The 26,003-nt window shown below is 72.2% G+C and carries 25 protein-coding genes; 12 read left to right on the forward strand and 13 right to left on the reverse strand.

Annotation, left to right across the window (positions count from 1 at the left end):
- The first annotated feature begins 131 nt into the window (after window positions 1-131).
- Window positions 132-458: an ATP/GTP-binding protein gene (locus ACZ6AQ_RS15435; protein WP_388689005.1), complete on the forward strand. Its 327-nt coding sequence runs from the start codon at window positions 132-134 to the stop codon at window positions 456-458.
- Window positions 459-480: 22 nt separating this feature from the next.
- Here the strand turns inward: ACZ6AQ_RS15435 and ACZ6AQ_RS15440 are convergent, their stop codons facing one another.
- The 7 genes from ACZ6AQ_RS15440 to mce form a co-directional block, all read right to left on the reverse strand.
- Window positions 481-1,314 (reverse strand): ABC transporter permease, encoded by an 834-nt coding sequence (locus tag ACZ6AQ_RS15440; protein WP_468760260.1) that lies wholly within the window; start codon window positions 1,312-1,314, stop codon window positions 481-483.
- The gene (locus ACZ6AQ_RS15445) at window positions 1,311-2,453 is read right to left on the reverse strand and encodes an ATP-binding cassette domain-containing protein (RefSeq protein WP_468760261.1); all 1,143 of its coding nucleotides are present in this window, start codon (window positions 2,451-2,453) and stop codon (window positions 1,311-1,313) included. Before ACZ6AQ_RS15445 ends, ACZ6AQ_RS15440 begins: the two co-directional genes overlap by 4 nt.
- A 223-nt stretch (window positions 2,454-2,676) precedes the next feature.
- On the reverse strand, window positions 2,677-3,456 hold the full coding sequence (locus tag ACZ6AQ_RS15450) for an ABC transporter permease (RefSeq protein ID WP_388689011.1): 780 nt from the start codon (window positions 3,454-3,456) through the stop codon (window positions 2,677-2,679).
- A gap of 3 nt (window positions 3,457-3,459) precedes the next feature.
- The gene (locus ACZ6AQ_RS15455; protein ID WP_468760262.1) at window positions 3,460-4,428 is read right to left on the reverse strand and encodes an ABC transporter ATP-binding protein; all 969 of its coding nucleotides are present in this window, start codon (window positions 4,426-4,428) and stop codon (window positions 3,460-3,462) included.
- An 89-nt stretch (window positions 4,429-4,517) separates the two neighbouring features.
- Window positions 4,518-5,453 (reverse strand): coiled-coil domain-containing protein, encoded by a 936-nt coding sequence (locus tag ACZ6AQ_RS15460; RefSeq protein WP_388689015.1) that lies wholly within the window; start codon window positions 5,451-5,453, stop codon window positions 4,518-4,520.
- A 115-nt stretch (window positions 5,454-5,568) separates the two neighbouring features.
- Window positions 5,569-9,837 carry a polarized growth protein Scy gene (scy, locus tag ACZ6AQ_RS15465; protein WP_468760263.1) on the reverse strand — a complete coding sequence of 1,423 codons (4,269 nt, stop codon included), beginning with the start codon at window positions 9,835-9,837 and terminating at the stop codon, window positions 5,569-5,571.
- 187 nt (window positions 9,838-10,024) lie between these two features.
- Window positions 10,025-10,477: a methylmalonyl-CoA epimerase gene (mce, locus tag ACZ6AQ_RS15470; protein ID WP_388689019.1), complete on the reverse strand. Its 453-nt coding sequence runs from the start codon at window positions 10,475-10,477 to the stop codon at window positions 10,025-10,027.
- A gap of 170 nt (window positions 10,478-10,647) precedes the next feature.
- Between mce and ACZ6AQ_RS15475 the strand changes: the two genes are divergently transcribed.
- Together ACZ6AQ_RS15475 and meaB are read left to right on the forward strand one after the other, a co-directional pair.
- Window positions 10,648-11,856, forward strand: coding sequence for an acetyl-CoA C-acetyltransferase (locus ACZ6AQ_RS15475; protein WP_468760264.1), 1,209 nt, complete (start codon window positions 10,648-10,650; stop codon window positions 11,854-11,856).
- Between the two features lie 24 nt (window positions 11,857-11,880).
- The gene (meaB, locus tag ACZ6AQ_RS15480; protein ID WP_468760265.1) at window positions 11,881-12,837 is read left to right on the forward strand and encodes a methylmalonyl Co-A mutase-associated GTPase MeaB; all 957 of its coding nucleotides are present in this window, start codon (window positions 11,881-11,883) and stop codon (window positions 12,835-12,837) included.
- Window positions 12,838-12,904: 67 nt separating this feature from the next.
- Here meaB and ACZ6AQ_RS15485 read toward each other — a convergent pair whose 3' ends face one another.
- From ACZ6AQ_RS15485 to ACZ6AQ_RS15500, 4 genes are all read right to left on the reverse strand, one after another.
- The gene (locus ACZ6AQ_RS15485; protein WP_468760266.1) at window positions 12,905-13,381 is read right to left on the reverse strand and encodes a MarR family winged helix-turn-helix transcriptional regulator; all 477 of its coding nucleotides are present in this window, start codon (window positions 13,379-13,381) and stop codon (window positions 12,905-12,907) included.
- 141 nt (window positions 13,382-13,522) lie between these two features.
- Window positions 13,523-14,308 (reverse strand): AIM24 family protein, encoded by a 786-nt coding sequence (locus ACZ6AQ_RS15490; RefSeq protein WP_468760267.1) that lies wholly within the window; start codon window positions 14,306-14,308, stop codon window positions 13,523-13,525.
- Window positions 14,305-14,955 (reverse strand): AIM24 family protein, encoded by a 651-nt coding sequence (locus ACZ6AQ_RS15495; protein ID WP_388689027.1) that lies wholly within the window; start codon window positions 14,953-14,955, stop codon window positions 14,305-14,307. The genes ACZ6AQ_RS15490 and ACZ6AQ_RS15495 overlap by 4 nt, the downstream gene beginning before the upstream one ends.
- Complete coding sequence (locus ACZ6AQ_RS15500) at window positions 14,955-15,593, reverse strand: AIM24 family protein (RefSeq protein WP_468760268.1); 639 nt, start codon at window positions 15,591-15,593, stop codon at window positions 14,955-14,957. The genes ACZ6AQ_RS15495 and ACZ6AQ_RS15500 overlap by 1 nt, the downstream gene beginning before the upstream one ends.
- 107 nt (window positions 15,594-15,700) lie before the next feature.
- Between ACZ6AQ_RS15500 and ACZ6AQ_RS15505 the strand changes: the two genes are divergently transcribed.
- The 5 genes from ACZ6AQ_RS15505 (at window position 15,701) to ACZ6AQ_RS15525 (ending at window position 19,156) form a co-directional block, all read left to right on the forward strand.
- Window positions 15,701-16,045 (forward strand): DUF3817 domain-containing protein, encoded by a 345-nt coding sequence (locus ACZ6AQ_RS15505; RefSeq protein WP_467385518.1) that lies wholly within the window; start codon window positions 15,701-15,703, stop codon window positions 16,043-16,045.
- Window positions 16,042-16,335 carry an MTH1187 family thiamine-binding protein gene (locus tag ACZ6AQ_RS15510; RefSeq protein WP_388689031.1) on the forward strand — a complete coding sequence of 98 codons (294 nt, stop codon included), beginning with the start codon at window positions 16,042-16,044 and terminating at the stop codon, window positions 16,333-16,335. The genes ACZ6AQ_RS15505 and ACZ6AQ_RS15510 overlap by 4 nt, the downstream gene beginning before the upstream one ends.
- 135 nt (window positions 16,336-16,470) lie before the next feature.
- The gene (locus tag ACZ6AQ_RS15515) at window positions 16,471-16,980 is read left to right on the forward strand and encodes a MarR family winged helix-turn-helix transcriptional regulator (protein WP_468760269.1); all 510 of its coding nucleotides are present in this window, start codon (window positions 16,471-16,473) and stop codon (window positions 16,978-16,980) included.
- 71 nt (window positions 16,981-17,051) lie between these two features.
- Complete coding sequence (locus ACZ6AQ_RS15520) at window positions 17,052-17,384, forward strand: DUF3817 domain-containing protein (protein ID WP_468760270.1); 333 nt, start codon at window positions 17,052-17,054, stop codon at window positions 17,382-17,384.
- A 71-nt stretch (window positions 17,385-17,455) separates the two neighbouring features.
- Entirely contained in the window at window positions 17,456-19,156 is a 1,701-nt protein-coding gene (locus tag ACZ6AQ_RS15525; protein WP_468760271.1) for an acyl-CoA mutase large subunit family protein, read from the forward strand.
- A gap of 104 nt (window positions 19,157-19,260) precedes the next feature.
- Here the strand turns inward: ACZ6AQ_RS15525 and ACZ6AQ_RS15530 are convergent, their stop codons facing one another.
- The gene (locus ACZ6AQ_RS15530) at window positions 19,261-19,893 is read right to left on the reverse strand and encodes a TetR/AcrR family transcriptional regulator (protein WP_468760272.1); all 633 of its coding nucleotides are present in this window, start codon (window positions 19,891-19,893) and stop codon (window positions 19,261-19,263) included.
- 341 nt (window positions 19,894-20,234) lie between these two features.
- On the opposite strand from ACZ6AQ_RS15530, the gene ACZ6AQ_RS15535 reads away from it, so the two are divergent.
- The 4 genes from ACZ6AQ_RS15535 (at window position 20,235) to ACZ6AQ_RS15550 (ending at window position 24,455) form a co-directional block, all read left to right on the forward strand.
- Window positions 20,235-21,203 (forward strand): tetratricopeptide repeat protein, encoded by a 969-nt coding sequence (locus ACZ6AQ_RS15535; RefSeq protein WP_468760273.1) that lies wholly within the window; start codon window positions 20,235-20,237, stop codon window positions 21,201-21,203.
- 600 nt (window positions 21,204-21,803) lie between these two features.
- Window positions 21,804-22,460 (forward strand): DUF6230 family protein, encoded by a 657-nt coding sequence (locus ACZ6AQ_RS15540; protein WP_468760274.1) that lies wholly within the window; start codon window positions 21,804-21,806, stop codon window positions 22,458-22,460.
- Between the two features lie 107 nt (window positions 22,461-22,567).
- Entirely contained in the window at window positions 22,568-23,131 is a 564-nt protein-coding gene (locus ACZ6AQ_RS15545; protein WP_468760275.1) for a DUF6114 domain-containing protein, read from the forward strand.
- Window positions 23,121-24,455: a hypothetical protein gene (locus tag ACZ6AQ_RS15550; protein WP_468760276.1), complete on the forward strand. Its 1,335-nt coding sequence runs from the start codon at window positions 23,121-23,123 to the stop codon at window positions 24,453-24,455. Before ACZ6AQ_RS15545 ends, ACZ6AQ_RS15550 begins: the two co-directional genes overlap by 11 nt.
- Window positions 24,456-24,536: 81 nt before the next feature.
- Here the strand turns inward: ACZ6AQ_RS15550 and pyk are convergent, their stop codons facing one another.
- Window positions 24,537-25,967: a pyruvate kinase gene (gene pyk, locus ACZ6AQ_RS15555; RefSeq protein ID WP_468760277.1), complete on the reverse strand. Its 1,431-nt coding sequence runs from the start codon at window positions 25,965-25,967 to the stop codon at window positions 24,537-24,539.
- Window positions 25,968-26,003 lie beyond the last annotated feature (36 nt).

Genomic DNA, 26,003 nt, shown 5'->3' on the forward strand with positions numbered 1-26,003 from the left:
GAGGCAACGGCCGTTCATGAAGTTCTTGCGATTTTCGGCCGGGCTCCCGCCCACCGGGCCCGGGGCACCCCGCCGCGGCCCGTAGGCTGATGAGAGCCGTACGCGCCCCCCTAGCCCCGTGAGGTGTGCCCGTGTCCCCGCGCCACAACCGCTCCCGCGGCCGCGAGAAGTCCGCGTCCCAGGACGACCCCGGCGGCCGGTACGGCGGAGTGCAGCGCACCGAGACCTGGCAGGACGAGGAGTGGTACGTCCGGCTCGTCGCCGGTGCCGCCGCGCCCGGCAAGCGCTACCGCTGCCCCGGCTGCGACCAGGAGATCCCGTCCGGCGCCCCGCACGTGGTCGCCTGGCCGGAGTACGGGGGAGTGGACGACCGGCGCCACTGGCACAAGGCGTGCTGGAACGCGAAGGACCGCCGCACCAGCCGGGTGCAGCGGTCCCGCAACGCGCCGAGGTACTGAGGCCGGGATCGTCCGGACCGGGTCACACGTCCCGGCTGTTCAGCAGGGCGTAGGCGCCGCCCAGGGCGGCGGCGGCGCAGCCGGCCATGATCAGCAGCGGCTCCCAGCCCGCCGGACCGCTCGTGCCGAACGGCGGGTCCTCGCTGTACAGCGCGATCATCTGCGAGGGGATGGCGTACGTGAGCAGCCACTCCTGCGCCGACTTCAGCGTCTCGGAGAACATGAACATGGCGGCCACCAGCGGCAGGAGCAGCACCCCGATCATCACGGTGATCGCGCCCGCCGAGTGCCGGACGATCGTGCCGACCGCCAGCGACACCAGGCCGAGCAGGGCCAGGTAGGCGCTCGCCCCGACCGTCGCGCGCAGCCAGTCCCCGGCCGACGGCACCGCCGCGTCCACGATCGCGACCTGCGCCAGCGAGACCAGCGACGCGACCACCGCGGTGACCGTGAAGACCAGCAGGAAGAAGACGACCGCCTTCGCCGTCAGCACCCGCGCCCGGCTCGGGCAGGCCGTCAGGGTCGTGCGGATCATGCCCGTGCCGTACTCGGAGGCGACCGTGAGCACGCCGAGCGTGATCACGCAGATCGAGGCCGGCAGCATGCCGAAGAAGCCGAAGGCGAGCGCCGTCTCCTCGCCCATCGACGCCTCGGCGGTCGAGGCGAGGGCCGCCACCCCCAGGCCGATGGCCACCATCAGCAGGATCATGACGCCGAGCGTCCACACCGTCGAACGCACCGAGCGGATCTTCGTCCACTCGGAGGCCAGGGCGTCCCCGAGGTGCGCCCGGCGGACCGGGATGGGGGAGACGTAGGAGTGCGGTGCCGGGGCGGGGTGGTGCGCGGGGGCGGTCATCGGGCGTCCTCGGTGGTGTCGCTCGGCTGGGAGGTCGGCGGGGGACCCGGCAGGGGAGGGGCGCCCGGCGCGGGGGCCCCCGGCGCCGCGGCGTACGGGTTCTGCCCGGGCGGCGGCGGGGCGTACCAGCCCTGCTGCGGCACGTCCGGGACCACCGGCGGCGGCGTCCCGTACCCCGGCCGTCCGGGCTGGAGCGGCGGCTGGAGGTGGGCGAGCCGGTCGTCGGTGGAGCGGTAGTCCACGGCGCCCTGCGTCATCCGCATGTACGCCTCCTCCAGGGACGCCTGGTGCGGGGACAGCTCCCAGAGCCGTACGTCCGCGTCGTGCGCCAGGTCGCTGATCCTGGACAGGGGCAGGCCCGTGACCCGCAGCGCCCCGTCCGGCTCGGAGAGCACCTTCCCGCCGGCCTCCGTCAGGACCGCCGTCAGCCTGTCCCGGTGGGCCGGTTCGGCCGCCGGGGTCCGCACCCGGGCGAAGTCGGCGGAGTTCGCCGAGATGAAGTCCTTGACGCTCATGTCCGAGAGCAGCTGCCCCCGGCCGATCACGATCAGGTGGTCGGCCGTCAGCGCCATCTCGCTCATGAGGTGGCTGGAGACGAAGACCGTCCGGCCCTCCGAGGCCAGCTTCTTCATCAGGTTCCGCACCCAGAGGATGCCCTCGGGGTCCAGGCCGTTGACGGGCTCGTCGAAGAGCAGCACCTGCGGGTCGCCCAGGAGCGCCGCCGCGATGCCGAGCCGCTGTCCCATGCCGAGGGAGAAGCCGCTGGACCGCCGCCTGGCCACGTCCTGGAGGCCGACCACGCCGAGGACCTCGTCCACCCGCCGCGCCGGGATGCCGGCGAGCTGGGCGAGCGACAGGAGGTGGTTGCGGGCGCTCCGGCCGCCGTGCACGGCCTTGGCGTCGAGGAGCGCGCCCACCTGGCGGGGCGCGTTCGGCAACTGCCGGAAGGGGTGCCCGCCGATCGTCACGTGGCCCGCGGAGGGCCGGTCGAGCCCGAGGATCATGCGCATCGTCGTCGACTTCCCGGAGCCGTTGGGCCCCAGGAAGCCGGTGACGACGCCGGGCCTCACCCGGAAGGAAAGGTCGTACACGGCCGTTTTGGCGCCGTAGCGCTTGGTCAGGCCGACTGCCTCGATCATTCTGCAGCCCCATCGACAGGTCGGTCGCGTCCTCTTCGGGGCGTGGCGGCCGTCGGCCGGAGCCCCCCGTATGAGCTAGGAGCTTATCGAGCCGTTGACGGTTCCGGCCAAACGCGGAGGACCGGGGGCGCTTCCTCCCGGGGGCTCGGGCGCCCCGTCCCCTCCGGAGGTCCGGGCGCCTCGCCTCCCTCCCGGGATCAGGCGTCCCGCCTCCCTTCCGGGATCAGGCGTCCCGCCTCCGCAGCACCAGGTAGCCGCCGGCGAGCGCCGCCACCACCCAGAGCACCATGATCCCGAGCCCGCCCCACGGGCCGTACGGAGCCTCGTCCGAGGCCATGGCGCCCGGCACGACCTGCATGATCTTCGAACCCGCCTGGTCCGGGAAGTACCGCGCCACCTCCTTGGCCTTCGGCACCTGCGCCAGGATCTGCGAGACGAGGAAGAAGAAGGGCATCAGGATGCCGAGCGAGAGCATCGAGGAGCGCAGCATCGCCGTCACCCCCATCGAGAAGACCGCGATCAGCCCCATGTAGAGCCCGCCGCCGACCACCGCCCGCAGCACGTTGTCCGCGCCGATCGTGGTCCCGTGCTCCCCGAGCAGGGCCTGTCCCAGGAAGAAGGAGAGGAAGCTCGTCGCCAGGCCCACGGCGAACGCCGGCACCGCCGCCACCGCGATCTTCGAGAAGAGGAAGACCGACCGCCGCGGCACGGCCGCCAGCGAGGTGCGGATCATGCCGGAGGAGTACTCGGTCCCCACCACCAGGACGCCGAAGACCACCATCGCCAGCTGGCCCAGGGCCGTCCCCGAGAAGCTGATCAGGGTCGGGTCGAAGGTGAGCCGCTCGGCCTCGCTCATGTCGTCGAAGGTGTGCGCCACGAGCGCGCACAGGGCCGCGCTCATCGCCACCGTGACGATCAGGGCGCTCGCCAGCGTCCAGACGGTCGACGCCACCGTCCGGATCTTGGTCCACTCGGAGCGGAGGACCGCGGATGCCGCTGTCATCGTTCAGACTCCCTCGGAGGTCGTGCCCCACCGGGGGCCGGGCGCCGCGGCGCCGCCGTGTACGTCGGTGCCGTGCGCGTGGTACTCCACCGCGCCCGCCGTCATCCGCATGAAGGCGTCCTCGAGCGAGGCGCGCTGGGCGCTCAGCTCGTGCAGCACGATCCCGTTCTCCGCCGCCAGCTCGCCCAGCCGCTCGGTCGTCGCCCCGTCCACCTCCAGGGCGCCGTCGTCGGCCTCGGCCGCGGTGAGGCCGTTCGCGTGCAGCACGTCCCGCAGCCGTTCCCGCTGCGGCGAGCGCAGCCGCGCATAACTCCGGGAATTCTGCTGGATGAAATCCGCCATCGACGTGTCGGCCAGCAGTTTTCCCTGCCCGATCACGATCAGGTGATCGGCCGTCAGCGCCATTTCGCTCATCAGATGACTGGAAACGAAGATCGTCCGCCCCTCGGCGGCCAGCGCCTTCATCAGATGGCGAATCCAGTGAATTCCCTCGGGGTCCAGACCATTGACGGGTTCGTCGAACATCAGGATCTCGGGATCGCCCAGGAGTGCCGAGGCGATGCCGAGCCGCTGCCCCATGCCGAGGGAGAAACCCTTCGACTTCTTCTTCGCGACCGGGGTCAGCCCCACCAGGCCGAGCACCTCGTCCACCCGGCTCCGGGGGATGCGGTTCGACTGCGCCAGGCACAGCAGGTTGTTGTACGCCGAACGGCCGCCGTGCATCGCCTTGGCGTCGAGCAGCGCCCCGATGTGCTTCAGCGGCTCGTCCAGCTCCCGGTAGTGCCTGCCGTCGATCCGGACCGTCCCGCTCGTCGGGTTGTCCAGGTCCAGCATCATCCGCATCGTCGTCGACTTGCCCGCCCCGTTCGGTCCGAGGAAGCCGGTCACCACACCGGGCCGCACCCGGAAGGACAGATGGTCGACCGCGGTCTTCGCCCCGTAACGCTTGGTCAGGCCCTCAAGCTCGATCATGCGTCCAACCTACGGGCGCGCAAAACCCTCCGCCACCGGAATGACGGAGGGTTTCGACGGACTTCGCACCCCTGTTTACCGGCGTGCGGTCACCGGGTCTGCTGGGCCGGGACGCCGCTCTGGCGCTCGTCGTCGACGGGGGAGCCGGCCGCCGCCACGGCGGCGCCGGTCAGCGTGGCCAGCATCTCGCGGACGTTGGTCAGCTGCGCGTTGATCGAGTCCCGGCGGTTCGTCAGGGCCGCCAGCTCGCGCTCCGATTCGCTGCGGATGCGGTCGGCCTTGGCGTTCGCGTCGGCCACGATGTCCTCGGCCTGGCGCTGCGCCGTCTCCACCGTCTGGCGGGCGCGGCGCTCCGCGTCGGTCCGCAGCTTCTCCGCCTCCAGGCGGAGCTGCTCGGCCCGGTGCTCGATCTCCGCCAGGCGCTTCTCGGCCTTCGCCTGACGCGAGGCCAGGTCCCGCTCCGACTGCTCGCGGCGCTTCGCCAGGTTGGTCTCGAAGTCCGCGGCGGCCTGGGCCGCCTTGGCGCGGGTCTCCTCGAAGAGGGCCTCCGCCTCCTCGCGCTTCGACTGCGCGTCCTTCTGCGCCTCGGCGCGCAGCGAGTTGGCCTCCCCCTGGGCCTTCTCGACGATCCGGACACCCTCGTCCTCGGCCTTCGCCTTGCGGTCGACGGCGAACGACTCCGCGTCGTTGCGCACCTGCTGGGCGGCCGACTCGGCCAGCTCGCGGTGCTGCTCGGCGGCGCGACGGGCCTCCTCGCGCAGGTCCTTGGCCTCCTCCTCGGCGAGCCGGAGGATCTTCTCGACCCGGGCGCCCAGACCCGCGTACGACGGCTCGGCGTCGGTGACCTGCGCCTGGGCGTTCTGCGTCTCGAGGTGCAGCTCCTCGATGCGCTTCTCCAGAGAGGTGATGCGGGAAAGGGCACTGTCGCGGTCGGCCACGAGCTTGGTAATGCGGTCGTCCACCTGACCGCGGTCGTAACCGCGCCGCACGAGCTCGAAGCCGAAGGGGGAGGAAGTGTCGCTCATGGGGTTCCTGTCGAATGAGACCGGTGAGGTGTTAGAGGGAATCCTAGGGGCCGAAGCGGCGTGTCATCGAGCGTATGCCGGTTTGGCCCGGAGAATGTCCAGTCTTTTGAGTGGCTTAGCCGTCCTGGGACTTGCCGCCCGTACGGGTGGAACCCGCCGGGGCCCCCGCCCTGGCGCCCGGCGCCCCCGACGGCTTCGCGCCGCCCGGGGCCTCGAAGGACTCCAGCGCCTCCAGCACGTCCTGGACACGGGAGATCTCGGCGTTGATGTCCTTGCGCCGGCGCACCAGGACCTCCAGTTCGCGCTTGCCCTCCGCGATCGTCTCCGCCGCCTCGGCCTCCGCCTCGGCCCGCATCCGCTCGGCCTCCGCCTTGATGCCCTCGGCCTCCGCGACGAGCGACGCCTTCTTCTGCTCGGCCTCCTTGAGGAGCGCCTCCGCCTTCCGCACGGCGGCGATCCGGACCTTGCTCGCCTCCGAACTCGCTTCGGAGAGCATCTCCTTCGCCTTCTCCTCGGCCTCGGCGCGCTGCTCCGTCGCCGCCTTCACCAGCTTGTCGACCCGCTCGCCGGCCGTCTTCATCTGCTCGGCCGTCTCGCGCCGCGCCCGGTCGTGCAGCTCCTCGATCTCGCTCTCGATCCGGCCCCGCAGCTCCTCGGCCCGCTCCCTTATGGCGGTCGCGTCGCTGCGCGCCCCGACCAGCAGCTCGTCCGCGTCCGTACGCGCCTTCTCCACCAGCGAGTTGCCCTCGACGGTCGCCTCGGCGACGATCCGCTCGGCCTCCTTGCGGGCCGCGCCGACCATCAGGTCCGCCTGCGCCTCGGCCTCCGTGGTGGCGCGCAGCGCCTCCTCCTGGGCCTTGGCGACGAGCTGGTCCGCCTGCTCGGCCGCGTCCGAACGCTTCTTGGCCCCGGCCTCCCGCGCCTCGTCCAGGACCCGGTCGGCCTCCTCGCGGGCCTCCGCCCGCATCCGCTCGGCCGCCGCCTCGGCGTCCGCCCGCACCCGCTCCGACCCGGCGCGGATCTCCTCGGCGTCCCGCCGCGCGGACCCCACGGTCCCCTCCGCCTCGGCGCGCGCCTCCGCCACGACCGACTCGGCCAGTTCGGCCGCCTCGCGGGTGAGCCGTTCGGCCTCGTTCGTGGCCTCGGCGAGGAGGGCGTCGGCCTGTTCGGCGGCGTCGCTCCGCCGCTTGTCGGCGGCCTTGCGGGCCTCGTCGAGGACCTGCTCGCCGTCCGCGAGAGCGGCCGCCCGCAGCGCCTGGGCGTGCGCCTCCCCGTCGACCCTGATCTGCTCGGCCTCGGCGCGCAGGCGCAGGGCGTCCCGCTCGGCGGTCTCCCTCAGCTCCTCCGCCTCGCGGGTGAGCCGTTCGGCTTCGCCCGTGGCTTCCGCGAGGAGGGCGTCGGCCTGTTCGGCGGCGTCGCTCCGCCGCTTGTCGGCGGCCTTGCGGGCCTCGTCGAGGACCTGCTCGCCGTCCGCGAGCGCGGCCGCCCGCAGGGTCTCCGCGTGTGCCTCGCCCTCGGCCCTGATCCGTTCGGCCTCGGCGCGCAGGCGCAGGGCGTCCTGCTCGGCGGTCTCCCTCAGCCCGGCCGCCTCGGCGGTGAGCCGGTCCGCCTCGGCCCGCGCCTCGCCGACCACCGTCTCGGCCCGCTCCGCGGCCTCCGAACGGATCCGGTTCGCGTCGTCCCGGGCGTCCGCCCGGGTACGGGCCGCGTCCTGCTCGGCCGCGGCGAGCGAGTCCGTCACCTCGGTCCGCACCCGCTGCGCGTACTCGGCGGTGTCCGCCCGCAGCTTCTCCGCCTCGGCGAGCGCGTCCGTGACCGTCCGCTCGGCCAGCGCCTTCGCGGCCTCCGTCTCCTCCTGGGCGAGCGTCCGGACACGGGCCGCGTCCTCGGTCGCCCGCTCCCGCTCCTCGTACGCGTCGGCGCGGACCCGGTCCGCCTCCTCCTGCGCCTCGGTACGGGTCCGCTCGGCGGCGTGCTCGGCCGCCGACCGCAGCCCGGCGATCTCCTCCTCGGCCTGCTCGCGCAGACCGGCCACCGACTCCCGCACCTCCTGGGCGGTCTGCTCGGCCGCGGCGACCACCTCGGCCGCCCGCGCGTCCGCCTCTTCGGCCAGCCGCTGCGCCTCGGCCTGCGCCTCCTCGACCCGCTTGCGGGCGGCGGCGAGCAGTTCCTCGGACCGCACCCGGGCGTGTTCGCGCTCCCGGCCGGCCTCGGAACGGGCCGACTCCAGCGTCTCCTCGGCCTCCCGGCGGCGCCGTACGGCCTCCTCCTGCGCGGCGGCCAGCGCCTCGGCGGCCTCGGCGGCCACCCGCTCGGCGGCGGCGGCGGCCTCGGCCCGCATCCGGTCGGCGGTCTCCTGGGCCTCCGACCGCAGGCGCTCGGCCTCGCCGGACGCCTCCTCGCGGAGCCGTACCGCCGCGGTCTCGGCCTCGGTGCGCGCGGCGGTCGCGTCCGCCGCGGCCTCGGCCCGCAGCCGCTCGGCCTCCTGCTCCGCCTGCTCCCGGAGGGTGCGGATGCGCTCGGCGGCCTCGGTCCGCAGCCGCTCCGTCTCCTCGGCGGCCTCGCGCCGGATGCGCTCGCCCTCGGCCCGCGCGTCGGTCAGCTCCTCCCCGGCCGCCGCCACCTTCGCCCCGGCCTCGGCGTGCAGCCGGGTCAGCTCCTCGGCGGCCTCCGCGCGCCGGGCCTCGGCGGCCCGCTCGGCGTCCGCGCGCAGCCCCGCCGCGGCCTCCTCGGCCGCCGCCCGTACGGACTCGGCCTGCTCCTCGGCCTCGGCGCGCAGCCGCTCGGCCTCGGCGCGGGTGCGCTCCAGGGTCTCCTCGGCCTGGGTCCGGAGCGTCTGGGCGCGCTCCATCGCCTCGGACTTGACCTTCTCGCTCTCGGCGCCGGCCTTCGTCCGCAGCTCCTCGGCGTCCGTACGGGCCTTGGACAGCAGCTCCTCGGCGGTCTTCGCCGCCTCCTCGATCTGCTGCAGGGCCTCGCGGCGCGCCTCGCCCCGGATGCGCTCGCCCTCGTCGACGGCCTCGCCGCGCAGCTGCTCGGCCTCGCCGCGCAGCCGCCGCGCCTCCTCCTGGAGCTCGACGGTCTTGGCGCGGTACTCCTGGGTGTCGTCCTTCGCCGAACCGAGCAGCTCGTCCGCCTGCTCCTCGGCCTGGGTGCGCAGCCGGTCCGCCTCGGCCTCGGCCTCGCGGCGCACCCGCTCGGCCTCCTCGGCGGCCTTGCGGGTGGTCTCCCGGGCGTCCTCGGACGCCTTGGTGAGGATCTCCTCGGCGCTGCGGGCGGCCTTGGCGAGCGCGGCGGCGGAGTCCTCGGCGGCGGCCGTACGGGCCTTCTCGGTCGCCTCCGTGACCAGCTTCTCGGCCTGGGCGGTGGCCTCGCGCAGCTTCTCCTCGGCCTCGGCCCTGAGCGCCTCGGCGTCCTTGGTGGCCTCGCCGACGAGCCGGGCGATCTCCGCCTTCGCGGTACGGGTGCGCTGCTCGTTGACCGACTCCGCGGCGGAGAGCTGCCGGGCGGCGGCCTCCTTGGCCTCGGTGAGGGCCTTCTCCGCCTCGGCGCGGGCGAGCCGGAGCCGTTCCTCGGCCTCCTGCATGCGCTGTTCGGCGGCGCGGGACAGCTCGGTGGCCCGGCGGCGGGCCTGGTCGGTCTCGGCGGTGGTGGACGAGCGCAGCTGCTCGGCGTGGCTGGTGGCCTCCTGCGCCTGGCCCGCGGCGTTGGCGAGGAGCCTTTCGGCGTCCTTGCGGGCGCGCAGCAGGATCGCCTCGGCCTCGGCACGGGCGGCCTCCGCCTCGGCGCCGGCGCGGCGGCCGGTCTCCTCCGCGAGCCGGGCGGCCTCGGCGCGGGCGGTGGCGAGCGCCTGCTCGGCCTCCGCGCGGGACTCCTCCATCAGCCTGCGGGCCTGCGCCTCCGTACGGGCGCGGAGCTGCTCGGCCCAGGCGACGTTCTCGTTGACGTGCGCCTCGACGGTCTGGCGGCGCTCGTTCAGCTCCTGGTCGAGCTGCTGGCGGCGCTGGACGGCCTCGTTGTGCAACTCGGCCTGGAGCCGCGCCTGGTGCTCGGCGTGCTCCTGGAGGATGCGCTGGGTCTGCGCCCGCGCCTCGCGCAGCTCGCGCTCGGCGTCCTGGCGCAGCTGTTCGGCCTGCGCCTGCGCGTTCCGCAGCATCTGCTCGGCCTGGTAACCGATGTCGGCGCTGTCGTACGCGGGCCGGGACGCGATGGTGCGCCGTGCCTCGTGGAGCTTGGCACGCAAGACCTCGACCTGGTAACCGAGGTCCTCGGCGTGCTGGACGGCCTTCTCCCGCTCGGTCTTCAGCCGGTCCATCTCGGCTTCGAACCTGGCGAGATGGTCGTCTTCAGCCCGGTGGCTCTCCTGGCGTTCGTAGCCCCGCACTGCGCGGTCCCACCCGTCCCCTGGTCGCGACACTCCTGCTGAGCACCGTCCCCCCGGACGAGGACGGACCCCCGGGGAATCGTGGCAGATCGGACGACCCCGACATCCCGACTTCGGTGCCACGCGGGGCAGCCCCGACCGGCCCCGGCCCGGAGCCGCCCACTCTACCGGGCCGGGAATCCGGTGGTCAGTGCTCCGCCGGGGAGTGGCCGGCGGACGGTTCGGCCGAAGTGACCAGTTCGGTGAGGACGCCGTGGCAGTCCTTGGGGTGGAGGAAGGTGATCCGGGAGCCCATGGAACCGGTGCGGGGCTCGTCGTAGAGGACCCGTACGCCCTTCCCCCGGATGGCGTCGGCGTCGCCGTCCACGTCGGCGGTGCCGAAGGCGATGTGGTGCACGCCCTCGCCGTTCTTGGCGAGCCACTTGCCCACCGCCGAGTCCTCCCGGGTCGGTTCCAGGAGCTGGAGGTAGGAGGCGCCGCCGTCCGAGGTGCCGTTGATCCTGAGCATGGCCTCGCGGACGCCCTGCTCCTCGTTGACCTCGGTGTGGAAGACCTCGAAACCGTAGGTCGCGCGGTAGAACTCGACGGTCGCGTCGAGGTTGGAACAGGCGATCCCGATGTGGTCGATTCGCGTCAGCATGGATCCAGTGCAACCCCGGAGGAGTGGTTACGCAACGTGCGCGCCGTCACACCGTCGGGCCGATGACCGGGCGCCGCGCCCCTCAGTACATTGGCGGTGCACCTCCGTTTTGGGGGGACACCCCCCGGATCCCCCTCTCGTTCACCTCTCATCCCAAGGGGCCGTGCCTCATGTCTGGAACGACCGGTACCACCTCAGTGATCGTCGCGGGCGCCCGCACGCCCATGGGTCGCCTGCTCGGCTCGCTCAAGTCCTTCTCGGGCGCCGAACTCGGCGGCTTCGCCATCAAGGCCGCCCTCGACCGGGCCGGCATCGGCGGCGACCAGGTGCAGTACGTGATCATGGGTCAGGTGCTCCAGGCGGGCGCCGGCCAGATCCCCGCCCGCCAGGCCGCCGTCAAGGCCGGCATCCCCATGAACGTCCCGGCCCTCACCGTCAACAAGGTGTGCCTCTCCGGGCTCGACGCCATCGCCCTCGCGGACCAGCTGATCCGCGCCGGCGAGTTCGACGTGGTGGTCGCCGGCGGCCAGGAGTCGATGACCAACGCGCCGCACCTGCTCCCGAAGTCCCGCGAGGGCTTCAAGTACGGCGCGATCGAGATGCTCGACGCCATGGCGTACGACGGTCTCACCGACTCCTTCGAGGGCGTCGCCATGGGCGAGTCCACCGAGAAGCACAACACCCGCCTGGGCATCAAGCGTCCCGAGCAGGACGAGATCGCCGCCCTCTCGCACCAGCGCGCCGCCGCCGCCCAGAAGAACGGCGTCTTCGAGGCCGAGATCACCCCGGTCGAGATCCCGCAGCGCAAGGGCGACCCGGTGATCTTCGCCAAGGACGAGGGCATCCGCGCCGAGACCACCGTCGAGTCCCTCGGCAAGCTCCGCCCCGCCTTCGCCAAGGACGGCACCATCACGGCCGGCACCTCCTCGCAGATCTCCGACGGCGCCGCCGCCGTCGTCGTGATGAGCCGGGCCAAGGCCGAGGAGCTGGGTCTGGAGTGGATCGCGGAGATCGGCGCCCACGGCAACGTGGCCGGCCCGGACAACTCCCTCCAGTCGCAGCCGTCCAACGCCATCCTGCACGCGCTGAAGAAGGAGGGCCTCGCCGTCGGCGACCTCGACCTGATCGAGATCAACGAGGCGTTCGCGGCGGTGGCCGTCCAGTCCATGAAGGACCTCGGCGTCACCTCCGACAAGGTGAACGTCAACGGCGGCGCCATCGCGCTCGGCCACCCGATCGGCATGTCCGGCGCCCGGGTCGTGCTCCACCTCGCCCTGGAGCTCAAGCGGCGCGGCGGCGGTGTCGGCGCGGCGGCCCTCTGCGGCGGCGGCGGCCAGGGCGACGCGCTGATCCTCCGCGTCCCCGGCAACGGCAAGTAGTCCCGCACCCAAGGAGCAACGCACATGGTGGACGTCCCCGCTCTGGTCGCCCAGGCACGGGAGGGCCGGCCGCGCGCCGTGGCCCGGCTGATCTCGCTCGTGGAGGGGGCGTCCCCGCAGCTGCGCGAGGTGATGGCGGCGCTCGCGCCGCTCACCGGCGGCGCGTACGTGGTGGGCCTGACGGGCTCGCCCGGCGTCGGCAAGTCCACCTCGACGTCCGCGCTCGTCTCCGCGTACCGCCGGGCGGGGAAGCGCGTCGGCGTCCTGGCCGTCGACCCGTCCTCCCCGTTCAGCGGCGGAGCGCTGCTCGGGGACCGGGTCCGGATGTCGGAGCACGCCTCCGACCCGGGCGTCTACATCCGCTCCATGGCCACCCGGGGCCACCTGGGCGGCCTCGCCCGGTCCGCCCCGCAGGCCGTCCGCGTCCTCGACGCGGCCGGCTGCGAGGTGGTCCTGGTGGAGACCGTCGGCGTCGGGCAGTCGGAGGTCGAGATCGCCGCCCAGGCCGACACCTCCGTCGTCCTGCTCGCGCCGGGCATGGGCGACGGCATCCAGGCCGCCAAGGCGGGCATCCTGGAGATCGGCGACGTGTACGTGGTCAACAAGGCCGACCGGGACGGCGCGGACGCCACCGCCCGGGAGCTGAACCACATGCTGGGCCTCGGCGAGGCGCGGGCGGCGGGCGACTGGCGGCCCCCGATCGTCAAGACGGTCGCGGCCCGGGGCGAGGGCATCGACGAGGTCGTGGAGGCCCTGGAGAAGCACCGCGCCTGGATGGAGGAGCGGGGGGTCCTGGCGGAGCGCCGCCGCGCCCGCGCGGCCCGCGAGGTCGAGACCATCGCGGTCACGGCGCTGCGCGAGCGCATCGGGGACCTGCGGGGCGACCGGCGCCTGGACGCGCTCGCGGAGCGGATCACGGCGGGCGGCCTCGACCCGTACGCGGCCGCCGACGAGCTGGTCGCGGGCCTGACGGGCCGCTGAACGTCCCGCGTGTGCGGGAGGGGCCTCACCGGCCGGCCGGTGAGGCCCCTCCCGCACACGCGACCGGTTACGGCTTGCCGCGCCGTCCGCGCAGCTGCTCCGCGATCGGCTTCAGGGACTCGTGGAGGTCGCCGAGCGCCTCCGGGGAGAGCTGGTCGATGAAGTGCCGGCGCACGGACTCGACGTGGTGCGGGGCGACCTTCCGCATGGTCTCCATGCCCTGGTCGGTGAGGACGGCGTAGAGGCCGCGCCGGTCGGACTCGCAGTTCTCGCGCCGGACGAGCCCGGCGCTCTCCATCCGGGTGATCTGGTGGGAGAGCCGGCTCTTCGACTGGAGGGTGACCGAGGCGAGGTCGCTCATGCGCAGCCGGCGCTCGGCCGACTCCGAGAGGTTCACCAGGATCTCGTAGTCGTTCATCGTCAGGCCGAAGGGCTGGAGGTCCTTCTCCAACTGGTACGCCAGCATCCTCTGGACGTCCAGGAAGGTGCGCCAGGCACACTGCTCGCCGTCGGTGAGCCACGGGGTGGCCGTCTCGGTCTCCATGTATGGATTCTACCTAAGAAGTTGAATTCTTGACGAAGTCTGGGAGCGTGACGCCGGGCACCCGGTGCCCCGCCCCGATCCGGCTCCCGGCTCCGCCACCGGCGCGGACGTCCGGGGACGTCACACTCCGCAGACTACCGCTCACAGCCCGAAACGACGCTGGAGGTCCCCCAGCTGGCCGGGAAGGCGCGGTGCCGAGCCCTGCTGACCCTGGCCCGATCCGTACCCTCCGTGACCACCCGGCACTCCCGGCTCGGCCGGCGGCTGCCCGGCGGCCCGCTCCGCCATCAGCAGCTCCGTCGACTGGAGCAGGACCGTCCCCGCCCCCACGAACTCGAACTGGTGCTCCTCGCCCGACGTGCCGCCGAGCCCCGTCAGGGACCGCAGGCCGCCCATCACGCCCGTCAGGTAGCCGTGGTCGTAGTGGTGGCAGGGCGAGGGGCAGTCCGCCCAGCCCACCAGGGCCTGCGGGTCCACCCGCAGCGGCGGCTCCATGAAGACCACCGGCCCGTTCGACGCGGCCACGAACGTGCCGGTCCCGATCAGCGTCACGAAGCCCGGCACGATCGACTGCTTCAGCGCCAGGGTCGGCTGGTAGGCCAGCAGGTTCCCGGACCGGATCGTCAGGTTGCCCTCGTCCAGGTCGTACGAGTTCACGTCGAACGACCGGTCCGCGAGCAGCATCTTCCCGCTGCCCTCGGCCACCACCCAGTCGCTCGCGTGCAGCGGCGAGTGGAAGGACGTCCGCACCAGCCGGTCGAGCCGCCCGTGCCCGACGCCGTTGAACTCGATCCGCCCGTAATAGGCGATCATCTTGCCCTTCTGGAGGAACCACGGGGATCCCTTCAGCTCGACGCAGAACGTGTACGGGTTGACGTTGTCGTCCGACGGCAGGGTCTGCGGGTCGTGGATGACGGGGGTGCTCACAGCTTCTCCTCCGATGCCTGCACGTACACCGTGCCGCTGCCGCTCAGCTCCAGCTGGAACGCCTCGCCCGAACCGCGCCCCACCATGTCCCGCCAGCCGAGCGCGGTGGAGAGCTTGTTCCGCACGTCCCCGTGGTGGGCCACGTACGCCTGCGGGTCCACGTGGACCGGGCGGCCCGGGACGACGGGCAGTTCGAACACGCCGCCGTGCGCCATGACGGCCACCGAACCGTGACCCTTCAGGGTGGTCGTGAAGAGGCCCTGACCGGTCACCTGGCCCCGGACCATGCCCATGACCCCGCCCTGCGAGCCCATGAACATCGTGCCCTGCTCCAGGGACCCGTCGAAGGCGAGCAGCCGGTCGGCCTCGACGTACAGGGTGTCGCCGGTCAGCGCGATCACCTGGATGTGGTGGCCGCCGTGCCCGAACATCACCGTGCCGCTGCCCTCGACCGTCATCAGCGGGGTCGCCTCGCCCGCCACCCGGCGGCCGATCATCGACATCAGGCCACCCTGGCCCCCCACCGTGTTCGGCGTGAAAGTGACGTCGCCCCGGTACGCCAGCATCGCGCCGCGCTGGCTGAACATCCGCTGCCCCGGGACGACGGTCGCCTCGACCATCTTCGAGTTGATCTCGCGGAACGGCATCAGACGTCACCCCCGATCGTGTTCCGCTCGCTGGGCTGGACGTACACCAGGCCGTCCCCCTCGAAGCGGATCTGGAACGCCTCGCCGCCGCCCTCGCCCACGAAGGTGCGGAAGGTCACCCCCGACTGGAAGTGCTGCTGGAGGTTGCCCTGGTGGGCGATGTACGCGCCGGGATCGACCTGGAGCGGGTACTGCGGGGTCACCCGCAGCACCACCGCCGGACCGTCCGACATGATCGCGGCCTGGCCCGTCCCCTCCACGGTCGTGGTGAAGAGACCGTTGCCGGTGGCCCCGCCGCGCAGACCCGTGAAGGTCGTGCCGGTGCGCAGCCCCCCGTCGGCGCACAGCAGATTGCTCGCCTCCACCCACAGCTTGTCGCCGTGCAGCGAGACGAGGTTGATCTCCGAGGCCCGGTCGGCGAACCAGCAGGTCCCCTGGCCCCGCACCTCCATCACCTCCATCTGCTCACCCGTGAGCCGGCGGGTCACCATGCCGCGCAGGCCCTCGCCACCCCCACTCATCTTCTTGAACGCCATCTGGCCGTCGTAGGCGACCATCGAGCCGTTCTTCGCCTTGACGGCGTCGCCGGCCATGGAGACGGCGAGCACCTTGCTGCCCTGGAGTCGGAACGTTGTCACGGGCCGAAGGTACTGGGGACCCGCTTAAAGGGACAGCAAAGTCGGCGTGCACAATGGACGCGCCCTTGTGCATCCGTTCACAAGATCGAACGAAGGTGACCCCCTCCGTGGACATCAAGACCGCATCCTCCCTCCACCGGCTCCGGCTCGTCTCCGCGCCCGAGGCCGTCTCGTTCCTCCTCCTGCTGGTCTGCTCGGTGCTCAAGCGGACGACGGAGTTCAACGCGGTGCCCGTCATGGGCGCGGTCCACGGCCTCCTCTTCGTCCTCTACGTCCTCTTCTGGCTGGACGCCTGGAACCGGACCAGGTGGAGCTTCGGCACCGCCGCCCTGTACTTCGTCCTCTCGGTCCTGCCCCTGGGCGGCTTCTACGCCGAGCGGCGGCTGAAGCGCGAGGCCGAGGACGCGGTCATCGCGTCCCGCGCCCGCCGCGAGGGCACGGTGAACGCGTGATCGTCGCCTTCTCGGTGACCCCGCTGGGCGTGGGGGAGGAGGTCGGCGCGTACGTCGCCGACGCCGTCCGGGTCGTCCGGGAGTCCGGCCTGCCGAACCGCACCGACGCCATGTTCACCTCGATCGAGGGCGAGTGGGACGAGGTGATGGACGTCGTCAAGCGGGCCGTCGCCGCCGTCGAGGCCCGCGCGCCCCGCGTCTCCGTCGTCCTCAAGGCCGACATCCGCCCCGGCGTGACGGACGGCCTGCACGCCAAGGTCGCCACCGTCGAACGGCACCTGGAGGGCTGAGCGCCCTTCGCGGGAGGAGCCCCGGAACCGGTCCGCCGTTCCGGGGCCTCCTTCCGCCCGCACGGGGAACCCGCCGGTTCGACCGAAGGACGAGACGGGACCGTCCGCCATGTTCCCCATGGGTAAGGTCGTCGCGTGCCGAAGCCGCTCAGTCTCCCCTTCGACCCCATCGCCCGCGCCGACGAACTCTGGCAGAAGCGCTGGGGCCCGGTCCCCTCGATGGCCGCGATCACCTCGATCATGCGTGCCCACCAGATCCTCCTCGCGGAGGTCGACGCCGTCGTCAAGCCGTACGGCCTGACCTTCGCGCGGTACGAGGCCCTGGTCCTGCTCACCTTCTCCAAGGCGGGCGAGCTGCCGATGTCCAAGATCGGCGAGCGGCTGATGGTCCACCCCACCTCGGTGACGAACACGGTGGACCGGCTCGTGAGGTCCGGCCTCGTCGCCAAGCGCCCCAACCCCAACGACGGCCGCGGCACCCTCGCCACCATCACCGACAAGGGGCGCGAGGTGGTCGAGGCCGCCACCCGCGACCTGATGGGGATGGACTTCGGACTCGGCGCGTACGACGCCGAGGAGTGCGCCGAGATCTTCGCGATGCTCCGCCCGCTCCGGGTCGCGGCACACGACTTCGACGAGGCGTGACCCGCGCGAGGACCGCGACGCGGCCCGACCCGCGCGAAGATCGCCCGGAACGTACGTCTACGCTCGTAGCCATGAAATCCAGCGTGCTGACCCGCTACCGCGTCATGGCGTACGTGACCGCGGTCATGCTCCTCATCCTCTGCGCGTGCATGGTGGCCAAGTACGGCTTCCACACGGGCGAGGACCTGACCTTCGCGGTCTCCCAGCTCCACGGCGTCCTCTACATCGTCTACCTGGTCTTCGCCTTCGACCTGGGCTCCAAGGCCAAGTGGCCGTTCGGCAAGCTCCTCTGGGTGCTGCTCTCCGGGACGATTCCCTTCGCCGCCTTCTTCGTCGAGCGCAAGATCGTCCGCGAGACGCTTCCGCTGGTCAGCGGCGCGCAGCCGGTTCCCGCCAAGGCGTAACCCCGCCCCGCGCCACACCGGCGCGGGGTCTCCCGTCGACATTTACTAGGACGTCCTAGTAAATTCGGAGCATGGACGCTGACGCCATCGAGGAGGGCCGCCGTCGCTGGCAGGCCCGTTACGACAAGGCCCGCAAGCGGGACGCCGACTTCACCACGCTCTCCGGCGACGCCGTCGAGCCCGTCTACGGGCCCCGGCCCGGCGACACCTACGAGGGCTTCGAGCGCATCGGCTGGCCGGGCGAGTACCCCTTCACCCGGGGACTCCACCCGACCGGCTACCGGGGCCGGACCTGGACCATCCGCCAGTTCGCCGGCTTCGGCAACGCCGAGCAGACCAACGAGCGGTACAAGATGATCCTGGCCGCCGGCGGCGGCGGCCTCTCCGTCGCCTTCGACATGCCCACCCTCATGGGCCGCGACTCCGACGACCCGCGCTCGCTCGGCGAGGTCGGCCACTGCGGCGTCGCCATCGACTCCGCCGCCGACATGGAGGTCCTCTTCAAGGACATCCCGCTCGGCGACGTCACCACCTCGATGACGATCTCCGGCCCCGCCGTGCCGGTCTTCTGCATGTACCTGGTCGCCGCCGAGCGCCAGGGCGTCGACCCGGGCGTGCTCAACGGCACGCTCCAGACCGACATCTTCAAGGAGTACATCGCGCAGAAGGAGTGGCTCTTCGAGCCCGAGCCCCACCTGCGCCTCATCGGGGACCTCATGGAGCACTGCGCGGCGGAGATCCCCGCGTACAAGCCGCTCTCCGTCTCCGGCTACCACATCCGCGAGGCCGGGGCGACGGCCGCGCAGGAGCTGGCGTACACCCTCGCGGACGGCTTCGGCTACGTGGAGCTGGGCCTCTCCCGGGGCCTGGACGTCGACGTCTTCGCCCCCGGCCTCTCCTTCTTCTTCGACGCCCACCTCGACTTCTTCGAGGAGATCGCCAAGTTCCGCGCCGCCCGCCGGATCTGGGCCCGCTGGATGAAGGAGGTGTACGGCGCGAAGACCGACAAGGCCCAGTGGCTCCGCTTCCACACCCAGACGGCCGGCGTCTCCCTCACCGCCCAGCAGCCCTACAACAACGTCGTGCGGACCGCCGTCGAAGCCCTCTCGGCCGTCCTCGGCGGCACCAACTCCCTCCACACCAACGCCCTCGACGAGACCCTCGCGCTCCCCAGCGAGCAGGCCGCCGAGATCGCGCTCCGCACCCAGCAGGTCCTCATGGAGGAGACCGGCGTCGCCAACGTCGCGGACCCCCTCGGCGGTTCCTGGTACGTCGAGCAGCTCACCGACCGCATCGAGGCCGACGCCGAGAAGATCTTCGACCGGATCAAGGAGCGCGGCCGTCTCGTCCACCCGGACGGGCGGCACCCGATCGGCCCGATGACCTCCGGCATCCTGCGCGGCATCGAGGACGGCTGGTTCACCGGCGAGATCGCCGAGTCCGCCTTCCAGTACCAGCGCTCCCTGGAGAAGGGCGACAAGCGGGTCGTCGGCGTCAACGTCCACCACGGCTCCGTCACCGGGGACCTGGAGATCCTGCGGGTCAGCCACGAGGTCGAGCGGGACCAGGTCCGCGTCCTCGGCGAGCGCAGGGCGCGCCGGGACGACGCCGGGGTCCGCGCCTCGCTCGACGCGATGCTGGCCGCGGCCCGCGACGGCTCGAACATGATCGCCCCCATGCTGGAGGCCGTCCGCGCCGAGGCCACCCTCGGGGAGATCTGCGACGCCCTGCGCGACGAGTGGGGCGTCTACACGGAGCCCCCGGGCTTCTGAGACCGCTCGCCACGGGGCGGGGGCGGTACGGGGCGGGGGCGGTACGGATCTCCCCGTACCGCCCCCGCCCCCGTCCGCGCCGTACGCCCCGGCGGCCGTGCGCCTCAGCCGCCGGACGCCGCCGCGCCCAGGCCGCCCACCAGGAGGGCCGAGAGGCGGGTCACCCAGGGCGCGTCCACCGGCTCGGCGCTCACCAGGGCGCGGTGCACGACCGCGCCCGCGATCACGTCGAAGATCAGGTCGTCCGTGGTGCCCATGGCCCGCAACTCGCGGTCCGGCGGGAGTTCACCGCGCCGCTGCGCCCGCATCCGCCCCTCCTGGACCAGCCGTTTCTGGCGGTCCACGATGGAGGCGCGGATGCGCTCGCGCAGCGGCTCGTCCCGGGTCGACTCGGCCACCACCGCCATCAGGGCCGTCTTGGTCTCGGGGCGTTCGAGGAGCGCCGCGAACTGGAGCACCACGTGCTCGATGTCGGCCCGCAGGGAGCCCAGATCGGGGAGTTCGAGCTCGTCGAAGAGGACGGCGACCGCGTCCACCACGAGTTCGCTCTTGCTCGTCCAGCGGCGGTAGAGGGTCGTCTTCGCGACCCCGGCGCGGCCCGCGACGTCCCCCATCGTGAGCTTGGACCAACCCAGTTCGACCAGTGCCGCGCGGGTCGCCTCCAGGATGGCCGCGTCGGCCTCGGTGGAGCGGGGGCGCCCGGTACGGCCGGTGCGGGGGTCGGTGCGGCTGCGCATGAACGCCGACCATACCCGCCAGTAGCCAAGGTGCCAGGGCCCGGCGGTGTGAGGCAGTTCACCGTACGGATCGTTCCCCCGCCCTCCCGTCGCCTCCGCCCCGGCAGTTACGCTACGACGCGTAGCGAAAGGCTTTGAGCGGCCCGAGCGACGACCACGGTGCCGGGTGGGGACCCGGCACGAACCGAGCAGTACGAAGAAACACGAAGAAAAACGAAGAAACACGAAGAGGGCGGACGGACCGTGCCGCAGGGCGTCCCGCACACCGGCGGGGGGCGCGCGGACGGCGCTGTTCGGCCACCGCTTACCGCTTACGCGCGCGGAGGGGGGAGGATGGTGCCATGCAGCCCCGAAACATGTCCATGAGCGGCGTCGTCGACCTCGCCGCGGTGAAGGCGGCCGGAGAGGCCAAGGCGAAGGCGGAGCAGGCGCGCGCCGAAGCCGCCCGGCAGGGCGGTTCCGCCGCCGTGCCCCCGTCCGCCCTGGTGATCGACGTCGACGAGGCGGGCTTCGAGCGCGATGTGCTCCAGCGTTCCGCCGAGGTCCCGGTCGTCCTCGACTTCTGGGCCGAGTGGTGCGAGCCCTGCAAGCAGCTCGGCCCCCTCCTGGAGCGGCTCGCCGTCGAGTACCGCGGCCGCTTCCTGCTCGCGAAGATCGACGTCGACGCCAACCAGATGCTGATGCAGCAGTTCGGCATCCAGGGAATTCCGGCCGTTTTCGCGGTGGTCGCCGGCCAGGCGCTGCCGCTCTTCCAGGGCGCGGTGCCCGAGGCCCAGATCCGCGAGACCCTCGACCAGCTGATCGCGGTCGGCGAGGAGCGCTTCGGACTCACCGGCATCGCCGTGGACGCCGACGCGGACACCGGCTCCGCGGCCCCCGCCCGCCCGGCCGGCCCGTACGACTCCCTCCTCGAAGCGGCCATGGCCGCGCTCGACGCGGGCGACCTGGCGGGCGCCGTCCAGGCGTACAAGAACGTGCTCGCCGACGCCCCGGCCCACCCGGAGGCCAAGCTCGGCCTCGCGCAGGCCGAACTCCTCACCCGCGTACAGGATCTGGACCCGGCCGCCGTCCGCAGGAACGCCGCCGAGAACCCGGCCGACGTCGCCGCGCAGTGCGCCGCCGCCGACCTGGACCTGGCGGGCGGTCACGTCCAGGACGCCTTCGGGCGGCTCGTGGAGACCGTGCGCCGCACGTCGGGCGAGGACAGGGACGCGGCGCGGGTGCGGCTGCTCGACCTGTTCGAGGTCATCGGCGCCGAGGACCCCCGTGTGACGGCGGCCCGACAGGCCCTCGCCCGCGTGCTCTTCTGAGGACTCTCCGGGGTTTGCCCGGAGCGCCGGATCGCCCGGCGATTTGGCAGCGGAGTGACAAAAGGCGGCCGCGCTTTACCAAAACTTGGTAATCGCGGCCGCTGTTACTTGCAGTAAATCAAGTCGGGCGTTCTGTCCGCATTCCTATGGCGATCCGCCGATATCCTCCGCCGTTCGAACGTACCGAGCGTGCCCGTTCGATCCCGTCCCGCCACGGGGCGGTCACTCCCGCGTTACCAGCCAGTAATGACCCCCCTTGTGCGGGCGCCCGGAATGGACAACGATCGGCCACGCTCGGTCCGAACCGCACCGCCCGGCAACCAACCGGGGCGCGGCGAAGGTCCCCACCGGGCGGACCGGTGCTCCGGCGCCGGTCGTGGACAGGGGGGTTCCCGCTCACACCGAACGGGGCCTGTCCAAGTCGGGCCACGCGCACCGCGCGGCCCGTGGTTGTCGCTCGGGGGTGATCGCCGGTGACCGGGATGCGCTTCGCGCCGCCCGCCGTCCCGGCGCTCCCCTTCCCGAGGACGTAGCTCTTCTCCCATCGCAGATCGGGCCCACGCCCCTTCTGGAGATGTACGTCCGAGAAGGAGGATTCTCATGCAGTCCCAGGTTCGTGGTGGCACCAGATGGAAGCGGTTCGCCGTCGTCATGGTCCCGAGCGTGATGGCTACGGCCGCGATCGGTGTCGGCCTCGCGCAGGGCGCGCTGGCGGCGTCGTTCGCGATCTCCGGCCAGGAGTTCAAGGTCAAGGCGGAGCAGCTCGAGGGCTGGGACTTCGTCCAGTACGGCAGCTACATCAACGGCAAGGATCTCGAGGGCAAGGACATCGCGGCGCCGGTCGCCGTCTCGGGCTTCTCCGAGGCGTACATCACCGCCATGTGTCAGTCCGTCGTGACGCCCAAGGTGCCGTTCGTCGGCCCGGTCACCCTCCAGCTCACGGCCGGTACCGACAAGGAGAAGGTCTACGCGAAGGGCATCTACCTGGATGTCTCGGACCTGAAGGCGGACGCCCAGTTCGACCAGATCGACATCGGCGTCGCCGCCGGCGCGCTCGCGAAGGGGAAGGGCAAGCCGGGCATCCAGCCCGGTACCGAGGAGAAGGTGTACCCGACCGGATTCGGCCAGCGCGCCGACCACGCGGTGCTGTCGAACGTGGAGCAGAAGGCCTGGGCGACCACCGCCGCCACCTTCAAGCTTCCCGGCCTGAAGCTGTCCCTGCACCGGGGCACCGACAAGGAGTGCTTCAAGAGCTGATCCGGCCCTGGAGGTGCGGGCCGCTCCGGTGGCCCGCACCTCCCCGGGGTACATCCCCGCTCCTCTTCACCTCTTCTCAGCAAGACCGCTTCCAGGGAGCTGTTTCCATGAGCGCCGAATCCACTGCTTCCCGCGGAGTCACGACCCGACAGCGTTTCCGCGCCTGGCGGGGCAACCGTCCTTTCTGGGCCGGTCTGCTCACCATGTTGGGCGGCGTACCGATCGCCTACCTCCCGTACGGTGACCTGCGGCTCGGGAACATGACCCTCGCGATGGCCACGACCGCCGGAGCGGGTGCGTTGATCATCGGCGTCCTGCTCATCACCCTCGGCCTGACCATGTGGTTCCAGCCCGTCGTCCGGGTGTTCGCGGGCGTGGCGGCGATCGTTCTGGCGCTCGTCTCTCTCCCGGTCTCGAACTTCGGTGGTTTCGTCATCGGGTTCCTGCTCTCCATGATCGGAGGCGCCATGTCCACCGCCTGGGCGCCCGCGCCCCCGGTCGGCAAGGACACGGGAGTCGAGGCGGACGACCCGTCCGGGATTCCGGACGAGACCGATGCCGAGACCCGGACCGTGCCGGTCACGGCCGGCGTCCCGGAACAGCGCGAGGCGGAGCACCACGCCACCGAAACGACGATCGACGCCAAGGGCGGGAGGAACAGTGCGGGGTGACGAGTCCCAGCCGGCGCTCGTGAAGGGGGGCCCGCGACACGCGGCCCCGCGCAAGACGCTGCTGAACCGCATACAGGGCCCCGCGGGCAAGGCGATGGCGCTGGCCGCCATGCCGACCGCGGTGTTCGTGGGCATGGGCCTCACGCCCAAGCTCGCCCTCGCCGACGACGAGGCCCCCTTCGCGTCCGCCCCGTGCGTGTCGCGCTCGGACGAGCCCACGCCGGAGGCGACGGAGAAGCCGAAGCCCACGAAGAGCGCCCAGCCGACGGCCACCCCCTCGGCGAGCGCGACCACCGCTCCCACAGGCGCCCCGTCCGCCCCCGCGACGCCGGCGCCGACCGCGACGGACGCCGCGACGGCGGCCGGACGGACGACCGGGCAGCGTGCGCAGGAGGAGGCGAAGGCCACCGCCGCGCCCACCGCGACACCGACGCCCACGGCGACCCCCTCCCCGGCCAGGTCCAGGAACCCGCTGGACCCGCTGGGCGTGGGCGACGCCCTGAAGGACCTCTTCGGCGTGCTGGACCCGTCGAAGCCGAAGGCCACGCCGACCACGGCGGCGCCCGCGACGACGGCCCCGGCCACCCGGACCCCGGCCGCGCCGGCCACGGCCGACGAGAAGCCGCCCGCGTCCGTCGCACCGGAGGCGACCACCGCGCCGAAGACCGCCACGGATCCGAGGCCGACCGCCGACCCGGCCGCCGAGAAGACGAAGGCCGCGATCCGCGAGGCCGCCGAGAAGGCGGGCGTCGGGGTCGCGGAGCTGCCGGAGGACGTCAAGGGCCTCGACGCCAAGAAGGACGAGGACATACCCGAGGGCGCCAAGCCCCGCTACCCGTGCCCGGAACACGACGCGAAGGCGCTCGCGGACGCCGACCTGGAGCCCGGCATCCCGCTGCTCCCGGACGATCCGTGGCGCCTGGAGAGCTCGCTGCTCACGCTCTCGGGCCTGAAGTACCACGGCATCGTCGAGGTGAGGACCTACGGCGGCAAGACCAAGAAGGTCCTGAAGTTCACCGCCACCAAGGTGCAGATCGAGGACCTGCACCAGCTGACGGTCCACTCCGAGGGCCGTACGGGCCACGTCCGTTCCAGGAAGGGCTCGGAGTCGACCATCACCGACGGCAAGGTCACGATGTACACGGAGGAGCTGAAGGGCAAGATCTTCGGCATCCCCTTCCTCCCGATCACCTTCAGCCCGGAGACCCCGCCCCCGCTGGACGTCTCGTACGTCTGGTTCACCGACGTCAAGCTCAAGCAGGCCGGCCAGTTCGGCGGCACCCTCAGGGTCCCGGGCCTCCGCAACACGATCGAGCCCGACTGACCCCCGTACCGCTCCGGGAGCCGCACGCGGCGAGGCCCCCGTCCTGAACAGGACGGGGGCCTCGCCGCGTGCGGGGGCGCGTCAGTCGCGCTCGCCGCCGCCCAGGTGGTGGACCCGGACCATGTTCGTGGTGCCCGGGACGCCGGGGGGCGAGCCGGCCGTGATGACCATGAGGTCGCCCTCGTTGTAGCGCTGGAGCTTGAGGAGTTCGGCGTCCACCAGGTCGACCATCGCGTCCGTGGTGTCCACGTGCGGGACGACGTAGGACTCGACGCCCCAGCTCAGGGTGAGCTGGTTGCGGGTGTTCTCGTCCGTCGTGAAGGCGAGGATGGGCTGCTGGACGCGATAGCGGGAGAGGCGGCGGGCCGTGTCGCCGGACTGGGTGAAGGCGACGAGCGCCTCGCCGCCCAGGAAGTCCGCGATCTCACAGGCCGCGCGGGCGACCGAACCGCCCTGGGTGCGGGGCTTCTTGCCCGGGACCAGGGGCTGGAGGCCCTTGGAGAGCAGCTCCTCCTCGGCCGCCGCGACGATCTTCGACATCGTCTTGACGGTCTCGATCGGGTACGCGCCGACCGAGGACTCGGCCGACAGCATGACCGCGTCCGCGCCGTCCAGGATCGCGTTGGCGACGTCGCTCGCCTCGGCGCGGGTCGGGCGCGAGTTGGTGATCATCGACTCCATCATCTGGGTGGCGACGATGACCGGCTTGGCGTTCCGGCGGCAGAGTTCCACCAGGCGCTTCTGCACCATCGGGACCTTCTCCAGCGGGTACTCCACGGCGAGGTCGCCGCGGGCCACCATGACCGCGTCGAAGGCCGCGACGACGGCCTCCATGTTCTCGACGGCCTGCGGCTTCTCCACCTTGGCGATGACGGGGACCCGGCGGCCCTCCTCGTCCATCACCTTGTGGACGTCCTTGACGTCGTTGGCGTCGCGCACGAACGACAGGGCGACCATGTCGCAGCCCATCCGCAGGGCGAAGCGGAGGTCGTCCACGTCCTTCTCGGACAGGGCGGGGACGTTGACGGCCGCGCCCGGCAGGTTGATGCCCTTGTGGTCGGAGACGACGCCGCCCTCGATGACGATGGTCCGGACCCGGGGCCCCTCGACCTCGGTCACCCGCAGCTCGACGTTGCCGTCGTTGATGAGGATCTGGTCGCCCTTGGAGACGTCGCCGGGCAGCCCCTTGTACGTGGTGCCGCAGATCGACTTGTCGCCCGGGACGTCCTCGGTGGTGATGGTGAACTCGTCACCGCGCACCAGCTCGACCGGTCCCTCGGCGAAGGTCTCCAGGCGGATTTTCGGGCCCTGGAGGTCGGCCAGGACGCCGACGGCGCGCCCGGTGTCCGCGGCGACCTGCCGGACGCGGTCGTACCGCTCCTGGTGTTCTGCCTGGGAGCCGTGGCTGAAGTTGAATCGGGCCACGTTCATGCCGGCCTCGATGAGAGCCTTCAGCTGCTCATACGAGTCGACGGCGGGGCCCAGCGTGCAGACGATTTTGGAACGGCGCATGAGGCGAATCCTATCGGTTTGTTTCGCTGCGGAATA

The organism is Streptomyces sp. NPDC041191, assembly GCF_055591945.1.